This window comes from Leeuwenhoekiella sp. A16, assembly GCF_047946675.1.
In the GTDB taxonomy this organism is placed as follows: domain Bacteria; phylum Bacteroidota; class Bacteroidia; order Flavobacteriales; family Flavobacteriaceae; genus Leeuwenhoekiella.
On the sequence record NZ_CP172313.1, the window covers coordinates 3910101 to 3931273 of the forward strand.

The window sequence follows — 21173 nt, forward strand, 5'->3', positions numbered from 1 at the left end:
TTTAATTCGCTTAAAGCGAAAAATCAGCCTTTTTCACCTGAATATCGACAGTTAAGGGTGTAAAATCAGCAAAGGTACCAGACTGCTATAATTGATTTTTGAAACAGAAGAGCCAGATATAAACCGCTCAAGAAAAGTCTCAGGTTCTAAAACCATAACAGTAAGGTCTACATTTAAAATTTGTACAAAGCTATTGATCGCATCTGCGGTAGGTACATTTGTGATGCTATAAAAAGAGTGAATAAAGTCCTGAAAATATTTTTTCATTGCTTGTTTTTCTTCAAACTCACTTATGCTAATTTCTTCAATCTCTTTAACGCGCAAAATCTTAATAGAAGCTTTATGTCTGTATAAAATATCGGTGAGGAGTTCTGTATTTTCGGCATTAAAAGCATCATCATAATCAAGTGCGTATAAAACCGAATGAATATTCTTATAACTAAAGAATTGAGGAACGATTAATACCGGGCAGTTAATATTGCGTATAACCTGTATAGTATTACTTCCTAGCAACACCTCTAGCGCTCCTGTTGCACCATTACTTCCCATTATAATAAGATCAATCTTATGAGCTGTTACCGCCTGTGCTATTGCATCTGTAAAATGATCATAATCTATTAATGCTTTAAAAAAGAAATCTGAATCTGTGTTTTCCTCTTTGAGTTTAGATACCGTTTTATACAATTTTTTACGGGCAGATTTTAAAACAGACTGATGTACTGTAGCATTTGCTGGTGCTGCCATAAGATCATCTGTTGAATAATTACCCGCTTTCTCAACATGCAAAATGTAAAATGTGCAAAGTTCATTTTTAAAGAATTTTAAAGCATAGTCTATAGCATTTTGAGCATGCACGGAAAAGTCTGTTGGCAGAAGAATATTTTTCATGATTAAGCTTTTAGAAGGATAAAATTAGAAGACTTCACGTTCTTTTTCAATGACATAAATCATCTTAAAAAACCGGTTTAATCTCTACCTTTTTAGTGAATTAGTAAACCTTTTTATTATGAAAAAGCTCGAACAACTCTTACTGGATATTACAAGACTTACTTATCAAATAGAAACTAAATATCCTGAACTTTACGCGTTTTTAAACGAAGATCCCATCACGTTGCCTGCGCTTAATCATCCTCATATTGATATCAACACTATGGCAGAATATCTTGAAAGTTTAAAAAGTATTTTAAAGCACCATTTAGAAACACATAAAACCAATAACTAAATCTCAAATTTCATACTTAATCTAATTTGAGAAAACGCTTCAATTAAACATAAAATCGCTATTTAATGCTTAAAAATGGTTATGATGAGAGTAATTATACCAATAAGCAGAATAAGAAAAAGTACACCGGTTCTAAACTGATCCTGAGAGATTTTATCTAACAGTTTTTTACCAATGTAAGTACCCACAATGCCTACTATTACTAAAATAGGAATAAGATAAAGATCGTGGTTATGAATATAACCGTTGTAATAGTAAACAAAGCTCCTTGTAAAATCAATCCCCAGATCGATCACTGCAGAAGTGGCTATAAATTTAGCTTTGTCCATTTTAAAGGCAGACATTGTTATGCCTCGTATAGCACCTCCCGTCCCCAGAATTCCAGCAAAAAAACCTGATAAAGCTCCGCCAACGATGGCATTTCTTTTACTTTCTGCAAGAACTAATTTTTTGTAGATAAGAAATATCAAGCTAAGTAATACGAGAAATATCCCCAAGGCAATTGTAAGCCAAAAGCCTTCAAAATATCTACTGAGAATACCGCCGATAAAAACAAATATAACAGCAGGAATACCTAAGTAAAGAACCAGCTTTTTGTCTATTCCTTTTTTGAAAAAAGCAATCTTCGTTACGTTACTTGACAGGTGAAAAAGTGCTGTAATACCCAGAACAGATTGAAAATCTAAAAAGTAATTGGCCACAGGTACAAAAAATACAGAAGAACCAAAACCGCCAACGGTTCCTAAAATTTCTGCAATAATTGATAAGATTATAAATACCGGTAGATAGCGACTTAGCATGTGAGCTTTATTTCAATCAAAACTAGTCGAAACTAATATTTGAAGAAATGACAATTATCACTAGAAAACCGCTAAAAATCACTCAAAACCTTCTAAAAATGAGTGAAAATCGGTTTAAATCGATAGAAATTCGCTTAAACATATTTTTTTTGATTTAGAATAAATTAAATGTAATCTGCTCCCATAATAGGGTTAGGAAATGCTCCTATGCGTTTCGAAATTACTCCTATAAGCTGAAAAGCTTCAGGAGCTTCTTCCTTGATTTTAGTAAGGCGTATTGATTTTTTTATGATCTTATCTTTAGGATTAGCAGGAGTTGTATTAAATGTAAAATTTAGACTTTCATAATTAGCAGCATTAATCTCACATTCAAAGTTGCCGTTCATGGTAAGATTTGCACTTAGCTTATTAGCGCTGCCCTTAGTTATTGTAGTAGTGATATCTTTGTCATTCTGCTTAAATTTCACATCAGTCGTTTCAACATTTACAGGAATATTATTATCAAAATCATAGAAGTAAAATTCGCAACTAATACTTAGCAAAAAGGTATTTAAGATCATGGGTTTCATTACAAAAGCCTTTATCACAGCTGGTTTGGCCGGAGTTGTAACAGCTTGTTTTCTATTGAGAATGGGAGCAAGTTTTATAAATTTGTTTTGTTTAGTACCTATAAGTGTTCTCATGTTTTGCTGCCCATTTTGTTTTGTTTTTAACTTAGAAGCAACGTCAAATAACGCGATTCTGTCAACATTTAGCGATTTGTTTACAGATTTTAATTGCAGACTTTTACCTTCCTGAACCTGTGCCGTATTAATGATAAAAGGTCCTAGATTTTGAATGACTTTTTGCTTTAATAAAATTCTGTTTTGATTAGAATTTGTCTTTAGTTTAATATCTACATTTCGTATAAAAATAAGCTTACTCGTTACGGTGGGTATTTCAATTTCCTGCTTATTTAAAATATTAATATCCCAATATGGTGAGGTTAGGATTGAATCTTCAAACCAGGCACGAGTAACATCTACAAAGAGCAAATCAAAATTGATAGATTCTATCTCCAGTTTAGATAATTCTGAAGTACCCATAATTTCCTCATACTTTTCAAGATCTGCACTTTGTAAAAGTCTAATTAGTTCTTGCTCGTTTATTGCTATTTTTTTCCACTCCAGGTCACTGCCTTTGAAGAGGTTATTTGGCATACAAGAAGTTAGATAAAAGCTGGATCCACTACCGGCATGATCGCGTTTTAAGCTCTCCATTTGCCCTTTTACAGCGATAAATTTTCGCATGAATCTTTTAAATTCATCCTGAATTATATCGAGAATTTTATTTTCTGTTTCTTCCTTTTTCCCTGTAGTTAACCAGGTATTTTTTACCTCGTTCAAATTGTCTTCTTTTAATTTGATCTCAAGATCTACAACACTCCTGTTACCATCATTCAAAGACGATTTGAGTTGTTTTATTTCTTCAGTAAGTTTATTCCTAAGATCATAAAAGGGCTTATAAGTGTTCCTTAAGTCAATACTAATTGCATCAAGTGCCATATGGAACAATGGGTGATCATATAACACATCAATGGTTAATGTTTCAGGATCCAGCAACCTCAGGCTGTCTAAAATATTTTTGTAAGGTTTAAAAAGATAATCATCGTGGTCTGAGACGGCCCAGAAATTATCTTCTCGGGGTATTGTATTGGCAATCTGAGAAAATTCATACAATTCGTCATAGTACTTCTGTACTTCCTCAGAAGCCATATTACTATCTAAAAAGAGAAAATCATCGTAATTAAATCCCGTAGAGAAAGGAGAAAAAATGAGATTATAGGCATCTTTCTCCTTCATCTCTCGAGAAAAGAAATCTTCTTTAATCTTCTCAAATATTGTGGTTAATTGTGACACCTTATATATTTTTTATACCCATTCTGGTACATCTGGTTTAGGATCTGGAGACTTAGGAAGAATATGGCATTTAAATCCTATAAGTTGCATACCCTCTACCTTAATGTCTTGAGAAGCTGTATCTATATTTACACTTCTTTCTTTGCTATTAGCTTCATAGTTACCTCCTGCATGAAAAGGGCCCCATGATACAAAACCACCACCGCTTGTAGATTTCATCTTACTTGCTATATCAGCATGTCTTTCGCCAAAATGCAGCGTTAGATCTTTAACAAAAATGGCTGTTGTAGTATAAGCCGGAATCATACCGTTAGGAGGAGATTGCCCATCTGAGACCATATTGTCTTTAAACTCTCCATTATTTTGATCAAATCTCCAGTACTTGCTTGTTAAGAAGTTCATATTAAAAAACGGTCTATTAATAGGAACCTGGCAAATTTTAAAACCTAGTTTAAAGCTACTTGCATCTATTTTTGTGGTTGATGTTTCAGTTTTATGTTTAGCTTTTGCCCCCACGGTCACAAAGCCCAGCGAAAAACCGCCGCCTCCGCCGCCCTGCTTAGAATCAAATTTATAATTTGATGAATAATCACTATTGCTAAAGTTAAACTGCGTCCAGCCATTATCAGTTTCTGCAAAGCCACCAGGGAGAAACGATGTATAGAAAAAATCTGATCCTGAAGCGGGACCAGTTAATCTGGCTTTCTCCATATCATCTATATATTGCTGTTTTAAGGTGAGCATACTTCTCCCTTCTACCTGTGCTATATAAGCAGCTATTTGATCATACTCTTCTTTAAAACCATTAGTTATCCAGTCATTTTTAGCAGCCATAACCTTACTTCTTAGAATAGATGCATTTAAAGCCCAGAAATGTACTGCTGCAGGATCTTTTGCGGCCAGAGCATTTACTCTGTGTGAGTTGTACTCTAAAGCGACATTAAGATAGTTTTGAAGCTTTTCATTATATTTTTTTACAAGCTGAGTTTCTTCGAGAACTTCTTCTTCCTCTTCTGTGACGATATTTACTTTTGTTTTTTTCTCCTGAAGCAGTCCACGCAAACGTTCAATTTTTGCTTTGGTTTTTTCATCCGGTTCAAAATTTGCTACCTGACTAAATTTAAGAATGTGTTGATACGCCAGTGACAGCGTATTCTCAGGATTCCATACATTCATTGTTACACTCCCTTTCACGCCACTTGTATCTGGTACCATATCACATAATCTGGCTACATTTTCTGCCTGCATATATTTTCTGGTGACATCCTGAGCCAGCAACGCATCTATTTCCTCTGGTGTTTTTTCTCGAGGAGCAGGTGCAGGCTGTCCATCTGCTGTGACAAGTTCTTCTTTAGGCTCTCTATAAATACCGGTAAATCCTGTAGACAAGTATTCAAGTTCTTCTTTAGGAAATGGCATCCCCACAGATAACCAAGCGAGATAGTTATCTGTAGATTTAGGTGCTACATCATCCCCATTTGTGAGTACATCGTATAATTTACCCAGTACTGAGTTCATTAATTCTTCTGGTAAAACTTCTTGTGCCATGACTATTATTTTTTATATTCTTAATTCATCTGAGTTTTTATTGTTGCTATCATAAATTCTCGTGTAGTCTTATCAAAAATGCCCGTTATGCTCATTGATAGATCTGTAGTCTGAAAATCTTTTAATGCTTGTTCTGTTTTAGATCCAAAAACACCGTCTGAAGTACCACAATTAAAACCTAGCTGTTTAAGGGAATCTTGTAAAAGAATAACCTCAGAACCTGAATTACCTTTTTTAAGATTTTTTGAAGTGAACTGCGGTGTTTCTACAGGTCTTAATCTTCTATAACCTAAAACTGTGTCTATCGTTTTAGCAGTTATAGAAACTTGATTTCCCTGATTCCCCCCTAGACAATAAACTCGTTTTCCATCAGCAGAAAAGCCGTTAAAAAAGCCTACATGACCTTTCCAGGATTCTCGACTTTCACGCCAGAAAACCACAATGTCGCCCGGTTCTGGATTTTCTATTGGTATACCTACATTTAACCATGATCTTGCGGCAAGAGAATTAGACCGCTCAAGACCAGTAGTTTTTGCCACCCAGTTTGCAAACAAACTGCACCATGCAGATTCGTCTGAAGTGTAGTTGTTAAAACCGCATTCTTTTGCATACTTTAATATTTGCGGATTAGATTTAGAGCCGGAAACTTCTTTTACGCCTATTTGTCCAGACGCGACTTCTACTACAGTTGCCATAATTTTAGTTTTTAATTATGATAAATGTATATTAAAATAAGTCGGAACTATTACATACTTACCCTGTAAATCAAGGGTTTATAACCCCTAAATAAAATAGGTGTATTCCCTATATCGTTTGCGTATTGGTTTATTTCAGCCCAGAAATAAGTAGTTATTTTATGAAAAATGATCTTTAATCGCCTGCTCAGCCGCATGAAAACCGCACATACCATGAACACCACCTCCCGGAGGTGTTGACGATGAGCATAGATAGATTTTAGAATTTGAAGTTTTATAAGGCGAAATTTTAATCAATGGGCGTGTAAAAAGTTGAGTTATATCCTGTCTTCCGCCATTAATATCACCTCCTATAATATTGGGATTAAATACATGAAGTTGTTCTGTATTCATAGTAGAGCGCTTTAGAATACAATCTTTAAAACCGGGAGCCGCTCGTTCAATTTGATTTTCTATTAATTCTGAATAATCCTTAGTACTACCATGAGGAACATGACAATAAGCCCAGGCAGTATGTTTACCCACAGGAGCACGCGTGTCATCAAATAGACTATGCTGAGCGATTAGCACATAGGGTTTATCTGTCATTTGACCGTTGTGTATTTGATGTTCAGAATCTTCCATTTCCTGAGTTGAAAAGCCTAAATGTACCGTTCCAGACCTTCTGCATTTTTCGTTAAGAAAAGGAATAGGTTCTTTTAAAGCCCAGTCGATTTTGAACACTCCAGCGCCATATTTATAGGTTTTAAGGCGCTTTTTATAAAGCCAGCTCAATTCTAATCCTTTTATTTTTAAGAGCTGTTTGGGGGTCAAATCAAATAAATAAGTCTTTGATTTAGGTAATTCCTGAATATCTGATATTGTATGAGAAAGTTCTAACTGCCCTCCTAATGATCTGTAATATGCTACAAGAGCTTTAGTAAAATTTCCCGCACCACCTTGTGGGAAAGGCCAACCACATTTATGAGCGAGGGCTGTGAGTACGAGACCAAAAGAAGACGAAGCCAAGCTCTTTAACGGTAAGGTAGAATGTGCTGCAGAACCATAAAAAAAAGCTTTGGTTTGATCGTTTTTAAAATAGTGATTTGCAATCATAGCAGCAGATGGAAGTGCTTTAAAACCAAATTTTAAGAATTCTAACGGACTTTGAGGCCAGCCTAATGGTCCTAAAAGATCCTCCTCAATTTCATCCCATTTTTCAACTAAAGGTTGGAATAAATTTAAGTAAGATTCTTTGTCTTTCCCTAACTCTGTTGCTGTTTGTTCTATATCCTGATAGCACGCTAAAGCACTTCCATCTTCAAAAGGCTGGGAAAAAGGTATCTCCGGAAAAATCCATTTTAAACCGAAATTTTCAAGAGGCAGTGTGCTTAGAAAAGGAGATGCATATCCCAAAGGTAATATTGATGAACCCACATCATGTTTAAAACCGGGCAGGGTAAGTTCTTCAGTCTTTGTAGAACCGCCGGGAGCATTTGCATGTTCATAAATGATAGTTTTTAAACCTTGCTGCTGCAACCGTATAGCTGCTGAAAGCCCATTAGAACCACTACCAATAATTACCGCATCATATTCTTCTAACTTCATGGCAATTGGTTTAAATCTAAATTGCTTAGATATTCCTTAAAGGTTGTTTTTCCATGAGCAGTTCCTAGCATGTCATTTGTGGTTATATGTGTAAAATATGAGAGATTCTCACCCAGATTTTTGGTAAAAAGCTTAGGAGGTTTACTACCTGCCTTAGCCAGCCATTTAGGAACATGAATTACAAATCCTCCTGTTTTCTTAGCGATCATAACTGCCATATCCTTACGAGTATGTTTTTCAGGACCACCAACTTCAATAACTTCAGGGCCGCTTTTTAAATAGGAAACTACCAAGGTGGCTAAATCACCATGATGTATGCTATTAGTAAGAGCTTTACCGTCACCTACAACGGGGATGAATTTTCGCTTCCCCATAATTACCAAGTCGTTAAGACCAGTAAAAAACCCTACCGGCCTTATAATCGTATAATTAATTCCGGAGTTAATAAGATCATCTTCAAAGAGCTTATGTGTAAGAGGAATTTGGAACTGGGGAAATTCATCTGCTCCTTTTATAGAAACATAAATAAACCGCTTAACCTTATTTTTTATCGCATCCTGCAGAATCGCCTTATTTGCTAAGTAATTTCCCTGATAGTATGTGTCTTTTGATTTTGTGAACATACTTACACTTTCGCCTAAAGCGGAAATTACAGTGGTTATTCCCCTGGTAATCCCATCAATTTTATGGGAGTCTCTAGCTGCGTTTGCTTGCCAAATATCACTTGAAAAATAATCTATTTTTTGTGCTTCCTCAGGTGTGCGAACTAAGCAGCGAACTTTTACAGATTTTTGAGCTAGATCTTTGAGTATTTCAAAACCCAATGCTCCAGAAGCACCAGCAACTAATATAGAGTCATTTGTAATTTCCACCGCCTTGTTTTTCAATGAAAGTACACAGAAATGCATAATAGGGTTATGCGATTAACAAATAATTAGGCCAACTGAGCACGTAAACTTCTAATTTATAGCCTTAAAATCACAATTAACTAAGTGATTTTAAACATACAAGTAAAAAAATTATATTCAGTTAATAAATAAGCCAGCCCTCACCTCAACCCTCTCATAGCGGACTTTAAGCACCTTTTTGACATACATTATTTTTTAACCTAATGATTAAATAATCCAATATTTTTGATACCTATAAATACGAATTTTACATTTTAACTATTACATTTTAGATAATTTAATATATTTAATACATATTTAACAACCAACCACCATTTATAAAACTAACCGTCATTTATGAATTCTTCAATTAATCGCACTGCGCTATTTACCGGTAGTTGCTTTGCCCTTATTACAACCGCTTTTTCATTTTCAATTAGAGCAGGAATACTTCCCCAATTAGCAGACGAGTTTAGCCTCTCTGCAGAACAACTAGGTTTTATCAATTCTATGTGGTTCTTAGGCTTTCCCATTAGTATGATAATAGGAGGTCTAGTGTATCACACTTTTGGTCCTAAAAATATTATGAGCGTTGCTTTTATAGCGCATACTATTGGCATTATAATGACTATATATTCTGGTGGATATATTGGTTTACTTATTTCTACCCTTTTCATAGGTTTTGGCAATGGTTGTACCGAAGCTGCTTGTAACCCTATGATTGCCGATATGTTTTCAGGACTTAAAATGAATAAGATGCTCAATCGTTTTCATATGTGGTTTCCTGGAGGAATTTTTATAGGAGCAATCGTTTCTAAATTCATGACAGATTGGGGTATGTCATGGCAAACACAGATGTGGCTAATAATGTTGCCCACTATCACGTATGCCATACTATTTTTTGGAAAAAAATTCCCACTCCCTTCTGTAGAGAAAGCAACCTCCCTTAAAGAGAATTTTAAAGCTATGGTTAGTCCTATATATATTTTTCTATTTCTTTGTATGGCACTCACCGCTATCTCAGAATTTGGTCCTAATCAATGGGTAAGCATAGTTCTTAGTTACAGTGGAGCAGAACCAATGTTAATTCTTGCTTTGACCTCAGGATTAATGGCTGTAGGTAGGTTTTTTGCCGGCCCGGTAGTAAGTTTATTGGGACAAACAGGAGTTCTACTCATTTCCGCTGTGCTCGCAACCATTGGCATCTACATGTTTAGTGTTGTTACGGGACCTATGGCTTATATAGCAGCAATTATATTTGCACTAGGTGTATGTTATTTCTGGCCAGTAATGGTGGGTTCTGTGGCTCAAAAAGTTCCTCTTAGCAGTGCATTAGGGATGTCTGTAATAGGTGGCGTAGGTATGTTCTCAACATCCATTTTTCAACCTATCATTGGCAGTTGGATAGATAATTCTCGTGAAGAAAATATTACTCAAGGTCTTTCTGGTAACGCTCTTGAACTGGCAGCAGGACAAGATACTTTACAAAATATCGTAGTTTTTCCTGCAATTCTAATTGTCTTATTTACTATCCTCTTTTTTTGGCAGAAGAATTCTAAAAAAACGGATGATTTAATAATTGAATAACACTTTAAGATTTATTCCCTCTCCTATAATAAAATTACCTTTTTAGTAAATTATTTCAGCTTTACATGTTGTGAGTGATTTATGTAAAATATTTTAATCTATTATACTCCATGAAGTTACAAATTTTAAAATTTGCAGCTTTCCTGGTAATGTTTAGCATTATCACGATAAGTTGTAATGAAAGTCGCCAAGGTAAACCAAATGTCCTAGTTTTTACAAAAACTGCAGGTTATCATCATAACTCAATAAAAGATGGTATCGAAGCATTGCAAAAACTGGCAACTGAAAATGATTTTAACATAGATACTACATCGATTGCGAATTTCTTTAGACAGGACAGTCTAAAAAAATATGCAACAGTTATATTTTTAAATACCACAGGCGATTTATTAAACTATAGAGAGCAGGCAGAATTTCAAAAATATATTGAGGCCGGTGGAGGATATCTGGGTATACATGCTGCGGTGGATGCGGAATATAACTGGCCCTGGTACGGTAAATTAGTAGGTGCCTATTTTAAAAATCATCCTAAAATACAGGAAGCTTCGCTAAATCTTAAGACCGATACTAATTTTAAAGTAATTGAGTCACTGCCTAATCCCTGGAATAGAACTGATGAATGGTACAATTTTAAGGAAATACCCCATGATGTTCATGTTTTAGCAAGTATAGATGAGCAAAGTTATGAGGGAGGAAACAATGGAGAGAACCATCCCATGGTATGGTATCATGAATTTGATGGTGGAAGATCCTTTTATATGGCACTAGGACATACCCCGGAGTCTTATAAAGATCCAGATTTTTTAAACCTGCTGAAGTCAGGGATAAACTATACAATAGGAAAGAATAACAAGCTTGATTATTCAAAAGCGGAAACGTTAAGTGTCCCGGATGCCGATCGTTTTGCTAAAAAAGTCATAGGAACCGGCTTTGATGAGCCTACAGAAATAAGCATCTTACCTCATCAAAACATATTAATAGCAGAACGAAAAGGAGCAATAAAATATTATAATAACACAGATAGCAGTGTTACAAAAGTAGCTGATCTAAATGTTTATAAAAAAGCTATACATACTGAGAATGTTAATGTAGAATTTGGTGTTTTAGGCCTACAAGCCGATCCATTTTTCGAAAAAAATAATTGGGTATATGTCTATTATTCTCCTATGGATAAATCTGTTGACAGATTGTCAAGATTTAAATTTGAATCAGGTAACTTCCACGTCGATTCTGAAGAGATAATATTAGAAGTTGCTACAGATCGTGAAATTTGCTGTCATACAGGAGGATCTATTGCCTTTGACAGTAAAGACAACTTATATCTATCTACAGGAGATAATTCTACTCCATTTGACGAAATTGATGCCGCTACCGGTAAGGCCTCTGCCATCAACTCACATGGTTTTGCCCCTTTGGATGATAGAGAAGGAAAATACAATTATGATGTACGTCGTTCAAGTGGTAATACGAATGATTTAAGAGGTAAAATATTAAGAATTCATGTAAATGAGGATGGTTCATATGACATCCCTCCCGGAAACCTTTTTACTAAGAATGAAGCCAAAGCGCGACCAGAAATTTATGTTATGGGCAACCGTAATCCCTATAGAATTTCAATTGATAAAAAGACAGATTTTCTATACTGGGGAGAAGTTGGTCCAGATGCTAATAATGATAGTCTTGCCACAAGAGGAGCCAGAGGTTATGATGAAGTGAATCAAGCCAGGGTGGCTGGTAATTTTGGGTGGCCATACTTTATTGGCAAGAACTTACCATATCATGAGTACAACTATGAAACTGGTGAGTCAGGTCCCGCCTTCAACGTCAATAAAGTTCTTAATAATTCTAGAAATAATACTGGGTTAAAAGAACTACCCCCTGCTCAACCTGCTTTCATTGCTTATCCATATGCTTTATCTGAAGATTATCCAATTTTAGGAAAAGGCGGTCGTACAGCTATGGCTGGCCCCGTTTATCATACAGATGACTTTCCAGAAGATACAAGATATCCTGAGTATTACAATAACAAATTATTTATATATGATTGGGTAAGAGACTGGATAATGGCTGTATCTATGAATGAAAAAGGCGACCTTGAAACTATTGAACCTTTTATGAAAAATACATCCTTTAAAGCTATAAGCGATATGGAAGTAGGTCCTGATGGTCAATTTTATATAGTTGAATATGGTAAAGGATGGTATTCAAAAAATGAAGGAGCAGACTTATCTGTAATAACCTATAATAAAGGCAATCGTCCTCCAGTAGTAGATATATCATTAAATAAGGATGCGGGCAATCTTCCACTTGTGATACATGCTTCTGCAAGTAACGCCTATGATCCTGACGGCGATAAATTAACTTATCTATGGGACATGGGTAATGGAAAAATAATAGAATCTAATGAAGAACAAATAAGTTATACATATGACAAAGCTGGCGTTTATGATATTTCTCTTACGGTAAAAGATAATAAGGGCAGTGAGACTAAAAGTTCATATAAGCCAGTTTACGCCGGAAATAATCGGCCCAATATTGAGATTAAAGTTGATGGTAATTCATCATTTTATTTTCCTAATAAGGAAATAGCTTATGCTGTTATTGCAGAGGATACTGAAGACGGTATTATTAATAACACTGAAGAAAACTCTAATCTCTATATAAAAGCGGAGTATTTAGCAAGTTTAGATAAAGCTGGATCGCACACAGCAAACACAGCGAATAATTCACAACCTGGTAGAAAATTAATGCAGTCTTTAGATTGCATAGCATGTCATAAGGTTAATGAAAAATCTATAGGACCTTCATTTGCACAGGTAGCTATGAGGTATAAAAATGATTCTAATGCCTTAAATTTCTTACCCACAAAAATTTTACAAGGAGGTAGCGGTAACTGGGGTGAAGTCGCCATGGCGGGACATCCGGATTTACCTGAAGAGGATGCCAAAAAAATTGTCAGCTATATCTTATCGTTAAGTAAAGACAAACAAAAAACCAAGTCATTGCCTGTTCACGGTTCATTTCTCCCTTCTAAGAAATTTCAACTTAATACTCAGGGTGATGTTATTCTAACCGCTTTTTATACAGATAAGGGAACTTCTGAAGTACCACCTCTTGAAGCAACAGAACAAAAAACACTTAAAAATCCTGTTTTAAAACTGGAACAATCAACCATTTCAGACGGTGTCTCTGATGGTAAAATAAGGGGTAAACAAATGAAATTTATTAATACATCAAGTTGGATAAAATTTTCACAACTTGATCTATATGGGATAAACGCTGTGCTAGTAGATTATGGCCTTGCCGAAGTAACAAATTCAGGCTGGGACATTGAATTACACATCGACAATCCTCAAGGTCCATTGTTAGGTAAACAGAAAATTGGTATAGGAACAAAGCCTCGTTTACCTTCAGAAGCAACTTTAAAAATCACTGACATCAAAGATAATTCCTTACATGATGTTTACTTTCTTTTTAAGAAAATAGATAATAATGAAAAAGGAGGTTTTGCTTTAAGTGATTTAACCTTTAAAGCTGGATAGTTATAATCTTAATGTAAAAAAAGATTATCTAAGTATAAATTTCTTCCCCTTCAGAAAATTGCTCTAAAGCAATACTTATTGAGACTGCTCAGTAGTAGAATCAATATGTCTCACATTTAGAGTGACAGCAAATACTGAACACTTGCTAAGCGGTGTAAATAAATAGCTTAGGAATTCTAATAAATAATCAACCTTTTAAAACCTATTAAATGAAAAGAATGAAAATTTTATTTAGTGCTATTTCCAATAGCAACTATGATTGTCGTGTCTTTATACGTCATTTAAAAAATACGGTTGTTTTCCTATTCCTTATTATAGCCTATACTGGTTATAGTAAAGATTCCACTGGGGCGAATAAAAATGTACAGACAACTGTAACGGGAACTATTACAGACGCTAACGGCATGCCTCTACCTGGGGTTAATATTTTAGAAAAAGGCACTACTAATGGTGCATTAACAGATTTTGACGGAAAATACACCATTATGCCCAGCTCGTCTGATGCAGTATTAGTATTTTCTTTTGTCGGAATGACTACGGCAGAAAGACCAGTAGGAACTAACAGTGTTATCGATGTGCAAATGGCTGAAGACTCTCAGGCTTTAGACGAAGTTGTGGTTGTAGGTTATGGCACTCAAAAAAAATCAACTCTTACAGGTTCCGTTAGTACATTAGATGGAGACGATGTCGCTCAAACTCCTGTTTCGAATGTTTCTCAATCGATTGCGGGAAGAATGGCAGGTGTAAGTATGCGCCCCAATGGTGGTCAACCAGGAATGGATAGTCCTATTATACAAATACGAGGCATAAGTACAACCGGAAACAGTGCTCCTTTAGTCGTTGTTGATGGCATAATAAGATCAAATATTAGTCAAATTGATCCCAATACAATAGAGTCAATGTCTGTTCTTAAAGATGCGGCAGCGGTTGCCCCTTATGGTTTGGGTGGTGCTAATGGTGTTATTCTTATTACTACAAAGAAAGGAAAAACAGGTGCTCCGGCATTGAGTTTAAGTACATATTATGGGATACAAACACCTACTTATGACTATTACCCTGAACTGCTAAATGCTCAAAATTATATGAGCTTAAGAAATGAAGCTTTTTTAAATGATAATATGGGTGTAGTACCTGAGGGTAGTCAACTCCCATTTGATCCAGATGTTATAGCCAATTATGACAGTCTACATGCTGAAGATCCTGACAGATACCCCCAAAGTAATCCTTCAGAATATGTGAATGAAAGTGCACCCATTCAAAACTATAATATGCAGTTAAGTGGTGGTACAGAAAACACTAAATATTATGCAGGTCTTGGCTATTTTAATCAAGGAGGTTACTTTGATCCTATGAGCTATGATCGTTATAATTTTAATATGAACTTACAATCTCAGGTCACATCAACCACAAAAGTTTTACTATCAGTTCTTGGGTCTATTGAAAAAACCAAAACGGTAGATCCTGAAGAAACTGCAAGTGGCTTATTTAGAAGCGGATTTAAATTTATACCCATTCGCAATATCGTATATAGCAACGGCTTATGGGGTGAATTTGCCGGTAGATCCCCTGTTGCAATATTAAATTCAGGAGGCTATGTCAAAAACAGTAACAACACTTTATTAACCACTGCATCTATAGAACAAGAACTACCATTTTTAGAAGGCTTAAATGTAAAGGGAACTTTTAGTTATGATCCCAATCAACGTACCATAAAAAGCTGGCATAGACCGTTTTATTTTTACTCTCAGGATCTTAATACAGAACCCTATACATATAACAGAGAAATTTCTGCTAATGAGGGTGGTGCAGCCAGCTACACTTGGTTAAGTCAACAATATTCAAAAAATCAAACCTTTACTTATCAGGGTATTGTCAATTATGCTCACACTTTTGGAAAGCATGATGTTTCAGCCTTATTTGTGGCAGAAGCGCGTAACAATAAGTATGAAAGATTTAGCGCACGCAGAAATAACTTTGCTGTAAATATTGATGAACTGGGTATGGGTAGTTCAGACAGAAACGACTATGATAATGATGGCTCCTCCTCTACTGGAAGCCAGGTAGGTTATGTATATAGACTTACATATGCCTATAATAATAGATACCTTTTTGAAGCTACAGGCCGCTATGATGGTCATTACTATTTTGCCCCGGGGGAACGATATGGTTACTTTCCCGCTTTTTCTGCAGGATGGAGATTATCAGAAGAAAACTTTATGCAAAATCTTGAATATGTAAATAATCTTAAGATTAGAGCATCGTGGGGGAAATCAGGAAATCTTGCAGGAACAGCTTTTCAATATTTAAACGGTTACAATTTGTATGGTAATGCCTACGCATTTGGTACTGGTAGAATGGTGCAAGGTTCTTACGTACCGCTGGAAGCAAATCCTAATATTACTTGGGAAATAGCGACTAAATTCGACGTAGGCTTCGATGCCACTTTATGGAATAGTCTTCTTACTCTTGAAGCTGATTACTTTTCTGAGAGACGTACAGGTATGTTACTTCCACCTGCGGTTAGCGTTCCTGCAGAGTATGGTCTAGATCTTTCTGAAGAGAATGCCGGGATCATGAAAAGTCATGGATTTGAATTTGTTATAGGCAGTAACTACACTTTTAAAAATGGACTTTTACTAGGTCTTAACGGTAACTTTAGCTATGCTACTAATGAAATGGTTGAAGTATTTGAAACTGCGGCTACTCGCAATAACCCTAATCGTAGTAGAACCGGGCGAGCATACAATACACCATTTGGTTACCATTCTCTTGGTTTATTCTCTACCTCAGACGATATAAATAGTGATGGTATTATAAATAGCGCAGATGGATATGATATAGAGCAATTTGGAGAGCTCCACCCCGGAGATATTAGATATGCAGATTTAAGTGGTCCTGAAGGCGTTCCGGATGGAAAAATTGATGCTAACGATGAAACTGTCATTGGTAATCCTGCTTATCCTATGATTACATATGGTCTTACAGCAAACGCAAAGTGGAAAGGTTTTGATGTTAGTCTCTTCTTCCAGGGATCGGCCAAGGTTAGCTTTGATTTAAATCAATCTTTCCAAACGCTGCCATTTGCAAACAACAGTAGCAATACTACTTCAGAATACTACAATAATAGATGGACGCCGAATACTCAAGGGGCAAAATATCCGCGAGCAACGCAAAGCCCTTATGCTAATAATACACAGACCTCCGATTTTTGGATGGTAGATAGCAAATTTGTAAGACTTAAAACAGCCCAAATAGGGTATACGCTGCCTAATAGTCTAACTGATGTTTTACATATACAGAACTTAAGGTTATATGTTACAGGACAGAATTTATTTACAATTAGTAAACTAGATTTTATCGATCCTGAAGCTGGGTATATGGATCAAAACAATGAAGAAATAGACAGAGAGACTGCATATCCTAACTCAAAGATTGTAACCTTCGGTTTAGATCTAAACTTTTAATACTTAAAATATATCAAGATGAAATATAAAAACATAATTTTAAAGATAAGCCATCTACTTATTTTTGGATTACTCGTATCTATTTTCATATCCTGCGACGAGGAATTTTTAGATAATACTGATAAAACAAATTTAAATGATGACACGCAATGGGAATCTGAAAGCACTGCGGATTTATTTTTAAACGACATATACAGTAGTGTACCCAATAAAGGTAATGAACCAGAAAATCTGGATAATTTTACAGATGATAATGATGCAGGTTTTTATTATACGTCATATAATTGGAAAAGTGGTATTGTAACTCCATCTGCCAGTGGATTCGAAGTTTGGGGCGGGACATCTGGACCTACAGATCATGCTAACTGGACAAGCACTTATAATAAAGTAAGAAAATGCAATCTATTTATTCAAAAAGTTAATGAGAATTCAACCAATTTTTCAGAGACATACATTCAAAAAAGAATAGATGAAGCCCGTTTTCTAAGAGCTTATTTTTATAGTGAACTATGGCTGCATGTAGGAGGACTACCTATAATTACTGAACCTCTTGATCGCAATACTATGGATAGTACTGAGATTTATAACGCACGGTCTACTTTTGCCGAAACTTTAAATTTTATGACAGATGAGCTGGAATCTATAGTGCAAAATCAAGCTCTTGAAGTTAAGTATAGCTTTGGTGACAGTGATGCCGGGCGTGCCACATTAGGAGCTGCATTGGCTCTGAAAGGATGGTTAGAACTATATGCTGCCAGCCCGCTCTTTAATAGTTCTCCTGCCCTACCAGATCCCAGCCACTTAATTAGTTTTGAAAGTAAAGATGCTTCAAGATGGGCAAAGGCTGCCGCTACTAATAAAAAGTTTATAGATGAGTATGGCGGTACTTATGCTTTATTTCAAGATCTGCCTAATTTATGGCGTGCTTCAAATGAATATAATTCAGAAGTGATTTGGGATAGGCAAGTTGTAGCAAATACAATGGGATCTAACTATGAGCAATACGGCGGACCGGTCTGGGTTAATGGCGTATATTATACATGGGGAAATTATGATCCCACACAGGAAATGGTTGACGCTTTTGCCATGGCTAATGGTAAAGTAATATCAGACCCTACCTCAGGATATGATCCTCAAAATCCTTATGAAGGCCGGGAAAAAAGATTTTATGATTTTATAGTTTACGACGGTGCTCCTTATAAGCTAGATTGGATGGAAACCACAGATACAATTTATACGAGAATTGATGAAGTAAATCCATCTCTAAACGAAATAGATTTTGGTAGCGATGATGTAGGTAATACCGGATATTATTCTAAAAAGAAATTAAATCCGGATGCTCCCCGTGGAGGTGGTGCAAGTGGTCAAAATTATATTTTTTATCGCTATGCGATGGTATTGCTTAACTATGCTGAAGCACAAAATGAAGCATCTGGCCCAGATGCTTCTGTTTACGAAGCAATAAATGCTATAAGAAATAGATCTGAGTTGCCAGATCTTGCAGAGGGACTTGATCAGGACGCAATGAGAGAGGCTATTCACAGAGAACGCCGCGTAGAACTAGGATACGAAAACAACAGGTTTTTTGATATTATAAGATGGAAGATTGCAGAAGATGTTATGAATGTTGACAAGCATGGTATGAAAATAACAAATACGTCTCCTTCTGATAATAGCGGAGAATGGGTTTATGAAGTAATTCCACTTAACCACCCACATGTTTTTACACCTAAAATGTATATGAATCCAATACCGCAATCTATAATTGACCAGAATCCAAAAATTGAACAGAATCCAGGTTATTAATCCTGTAAAAAGTTGAGCATGCAATAAACTTCCAACTGTTTAAGTTGGAAGTTTATTTATTTTGTTCTTTCGATAATTCGGCTGAAAATCATCATTATTTAGTGATTTTTAGATCAAAACGTACGATTTTTTAGTTCTGATTAGTATTGTTATTAATCAACTTTTTAAGAATTACTATTTGTCCCAAGTGGTAGTGATTATGTTCTATAAGACCTTGTAAATTTCTATAGTAAGTGCCGTATTTCTTATCAGTAAAATCTTGCCATAGCGTGCTTTCAGGTAATTGTTCAATTAGGTTGGCAAGGACTTGTGCATCTTCAAAAGCTTTGATTAATAAATTTTCCCAATCTTTCTGAGATGAAACAACAAGATGATCAAAACTATATTTATCGTGAGATTTCAATGGTTTTGCCTGTAATACTTCCGTAACTGCAATCACAAAATAATTAATGTGATAAACTAAAGAGACTATTGTATTCAATGATGAGACCTTGGTGGTAGCCTGTTCCCACGAAATTTCTTGTAAATGATTCTTTAAAGATGAGGCCGTCCAATTACCACCAAAATACACCTCTCTAAAATTCTTGGCAATTTGATGAGATAGTATCATATGTAAGCTGATTATCTTATTTATTCCTATTACAAAATAAATAAAAATTAAAAAAGCCATTCGCTTAAAACACAATTTACCAAATTAGACCAAAGAAAAATACTTATAAATAGGTTATACCTTAAATTGGTTAATTATATTAGCATTTTGACTAAAAATGATTGAATTTATTCAATTAACGTACCTAAATTTCGGGTCTGAAATTTATGGTCATACGTTGTATAAATCTTTAAAAATTTTACGCTGCTTGAAATAAGAACGTTCAATTTTAAATTAAGACTAATTACGACAACTTAAAGTTAAAAATTCTTCTGTATACTTATAAGTCATAATACGTTAATTGCAGGAATTGAATGAAAATCGATCTATGAAACAAAAACGGCCTGCCTTAAAAGACATAGCTTCTAAATTAAATGTCTCAATTACCACCGTATCGTTTGTACTCAACGGAAAAGGTAAAGAGAAAAAAATATCAGATGAAGTCATAAAGAAAATTCAGGATTATACAGAATCGATCAACTTCAAACCAAACTTAGTCGCTCAAAGTCTTAGAACCGGAAAAACAAAGATTATTGTTTTTATGGTAGAAGACATAAGTAATTATTTTTTTGCCAAACTAGCTCGCATTATTGAGGACATAGCCTACAATAAAGATTACAAAGTTCTTTTTTGCAGTAATGAAAACGATGATAAGCGATCCCGAGAACTCATAAATCTGTTTTATGAAAGGCAAGTAGACGGTTTTATAATTATCCCTTCTGCCGGAATTCGTAATGATATTGACGATTTAATAAAGAAAAATGTCCCGGTAGTTTTGTTTGACCGTTATTTTCCAGATCTTAAAACAAATTATGTTGTTATTAATAATAAAGATGCTGCAAACAAAGCGACCAGACACTTAATTGATAATGGGTTCAAAAAAATCGCTTTTATCACTACAGACGTCAAACAAACTCAAATGCTTGATCGTTTAAAGGGATACGAAGAGTGCGTTAGTCAGGCGCAATTATCTAGTAATGTATTAGAAATACCATTCAAAGACGTTAATTCTGATAAAGGCAAGGGACTTATACATTCATTTATTACAGATCATGCTGAATACGATTCTGTATTTTTCTCAACTAACTACCTCACACAGAGTGGCTTAGAAGTCATTAAAGACTACAATCCTAATCTGCTCAATGAACTAGGTATTATTACATTTGATGATAACGATTTGTTCAGAATATATACACCAACAATTTCTGCAGTATCCCAGCCTTTACAAGAAATTGGTGAAAAATTAATGAAAATCATGTTAAACATGCTTAAAGAAAAGGATGGTAGTGATTCGCCTCAGGAAGTTGTATTAAATGCCGAATTGATACAAAGAGACTCTTCTAAAAATAGATAATTTATCAATCTCCTCGCTTTTTCAAAATTAATTAGAAAGGATCTTTAAATTAAAGAATATTTCTTAATAAATAATTTCCTTAAACTAAATCGTTTTAGTAGATTTATCAAAGTATTAACCAAGACGAGCTTAAA

At 35.1% G+C, this 21173-nt stretch carries 14 protein-coding genes; 6 read left to right on the plus strand and 8 right to left on the minus strand.

Annotation, left to right across the window (positions count from 1 at the left end):
- Positions 1 to 51 precede the first annotated feature (51 nt).
- Positions 52 to 888 (minus strand): universal stress protein, encoded by an 837-nt coding sequence (locus tag ACH3O9_RS17130; RefSeq protein ID WP_416442432.1) that lies wholly within the window; start codon positions 886 to 888, stop codon positions 52 to 54.
- A 118-nt stretch (positions 889 to 1006) separates the two neighbouring features.
- Between ACH3O9_RS17130 and ACH3O9_RS17135 the strand changes: the two genes are divergently transcribed.
- Positions 1007 to 1222, plus strand: a complete 216-nt coding sequence (locus ACH3O9_RS17135) for a hypothetical protein (RefSeq protein ID WP_416442434.1) — start codon at positions 1007 to 1009, stop codon at positions 1220 to 1222.
- A gap of 62 nt (positions 1223 to 1284) precedes the next feature.
- Here the strand turns inward: ACH3O9_RS17135 and ACH3O9_RS17140 are convergent, their stop codons facing one another.
- The 6 genes from ACH3O9_RS17140 to ACH3O9_RS17165 all read right to left on the minus strand — a co-directional run bounded on the left by ACH3O9_RS17140 (position 1285) and on the right by ACH3O9_RS17165 (position 8622).
- Positions 1285 to 2022 carry a sulfite exporter TauE/SafE family protein gene (locus ACH3O9_RS17140; protein ID WP_416442436.1) on the minus strand — a complete coding sequence of 246 codons (738 nt, stop codon included), beginning with the start codon at positions 2020 to 2022 and terminating at the stop codon, positions 1285 to 1287.
- Positions 2023 to 2186: 164 nt separating this feature from the next.
- Positions 2187 to 3920, minus strand: coding sequence for a hypothetical protein (locus tag ACH3O9_RS17145; RefSeq protein ID WP_416442438.1), 1734 nt, complete (start codon positions 3918 to 3920; stop codon positions 2187 to 2189).
- Positions 3921 to 3932: 12 nt separating this feature from the next.
- On the minus strand, positions 3933 to 5468 hold the full coding sequence (locus ACH3O9_RS17150) for a hypothetical protein (protein ID WP_416442440.1): 1536 nt from the start codon (positions 5466 to 5468) through the stop codon (positions 3933 to 3935).
- Positions 5469 to 5488: 20 nt separating this feature from the next.
- Entirely contained in the window at positions 5489 to 6163 is a 675-nt protein-coding gene (locus tag ACH3O9_RS17155) for a TIGR02594 family protein (RefSeq protein ID WP_416442442.1), read from the minus strand.
- Positions 6164 to 6322: 159 nt separating this feature from the next.
- Positions 6323 to 7750 (minus strand): phytoene desaturase family protein, encoded by a 1428-nt coding sequence (locus tag ACH3O9_RS17160; RefSeq protein ID WP_416442444.1) that lies wholly within the window; start codon positions 7748 to 7750, stop codon positions 6323 to 6325.
- Positions 7747 to 8622 (minus strand): NAD(P)H-binding protein, encoded by an 876-nt coding sequence (locus tag ACH3O9_RS17165; protein ID WP_416442446.1) that lies wholly within the window; start codon positions 8620 to 8622, stop codon positions 7747 to 7749. Before ACH3O9_RS17165 ends, ACH3O9_RS17160 begins: the two co-directional genes overlap by 4 nt.
- 372 nt (positions 8623 to 8994) lie before the next feature.
- On the opposite strand from ACH3O9_RS17165, the gene ACH3O9_RS17170 reads away from it, so the two are divergent.
- From ACH3O9_RS17170 to ACH3O9_RS17185, 4 genes are all read left to right on the plus strand, one after another.
- Positions 8995 to 10224: an MFS transporter gene (locus ACH3O9_RS17170; RefSeq protein ID WP_416442448.1), complete on the plus strand. Its 1230-nt coding sequence runs from the start codon at positions 8995 to 8997 to the stop codon at positions 10222 to 10224.
- A gap of 110 nt (positions 10225 to 10334) precedes the next feature.
- Positions 10335 to 13766 (plus strand): ThuA domain-containing protein, encoded by a 3432-nt coding sequence (locus tag ACH3O9_RS17175; RefSeq protein ID WP_416442450.1) that lies wholly within the window; start codon positions 10335 to 10337, stop codon positions 13764 to 13766.
- A 218-nt stretch (positions 13767 to 13984) separates the two neighbouring features.
- Complete coding sequence (locus tag ACH3O9_RS17180; protein WP_416442452.1) at positions 13985 to 17230, plus strand: SusC/RagA family TonB-linked outer membrane protein; 3246 nt, start codon at positions 13985 to 13987, stop codon at positions 17228 to 17230.
- Between the two features lie 18 nt (positions 17231 to 17248).
- Positions 17249 to 19036: a RagB/SusD family nutrient uptake outer membrane protein gene (locus ACH3O9_RS17185; RefSeq protein WP_416442454.1), complete on the plus strand. Its 1788-nt coding sequence runs from the start codon at positions 17249 to 17251 to the stop codon at positions 19034 to 19036.
- Positions 19037 to 19166: 130 nt separating this feature from the next.
- Here the strand turns inward: ACH3O9_RS17185 and ACH3O9_RS17190 are convergent, their stop codons facing one another.
- The gene (locus ACH3O9_RS17190) at positions 19167 to 19706 is read right to left on the minus strand and encodes a DUF1572 domain-containing protein (protein WP_416442456.1); all 540 of its coding nucleotides are present in this window, start codon (positions 19704 to 19706) and stop codon (positions 19167 to 19169) included.
- A gap of 307 nt (positions 19707 to 20013) precedes the next feature.
- Between ACH3O9_RS17190 and ACH3O9_RS17195 the strand changes: the two genes are divergently transcribed.
- Positions 20014 to 21039, plus strand: coding sequence for a LacI family DNA-binding transcriptional regulator (locus ACH3O9_RS17195; protein WP_416442458.1), 1026 nt, complete (start codon positions 20014 to 20016; stop codon positions 21037 to 21039).
- Positions 21040 to 21173: the final 134 nt, after the last annotated feature.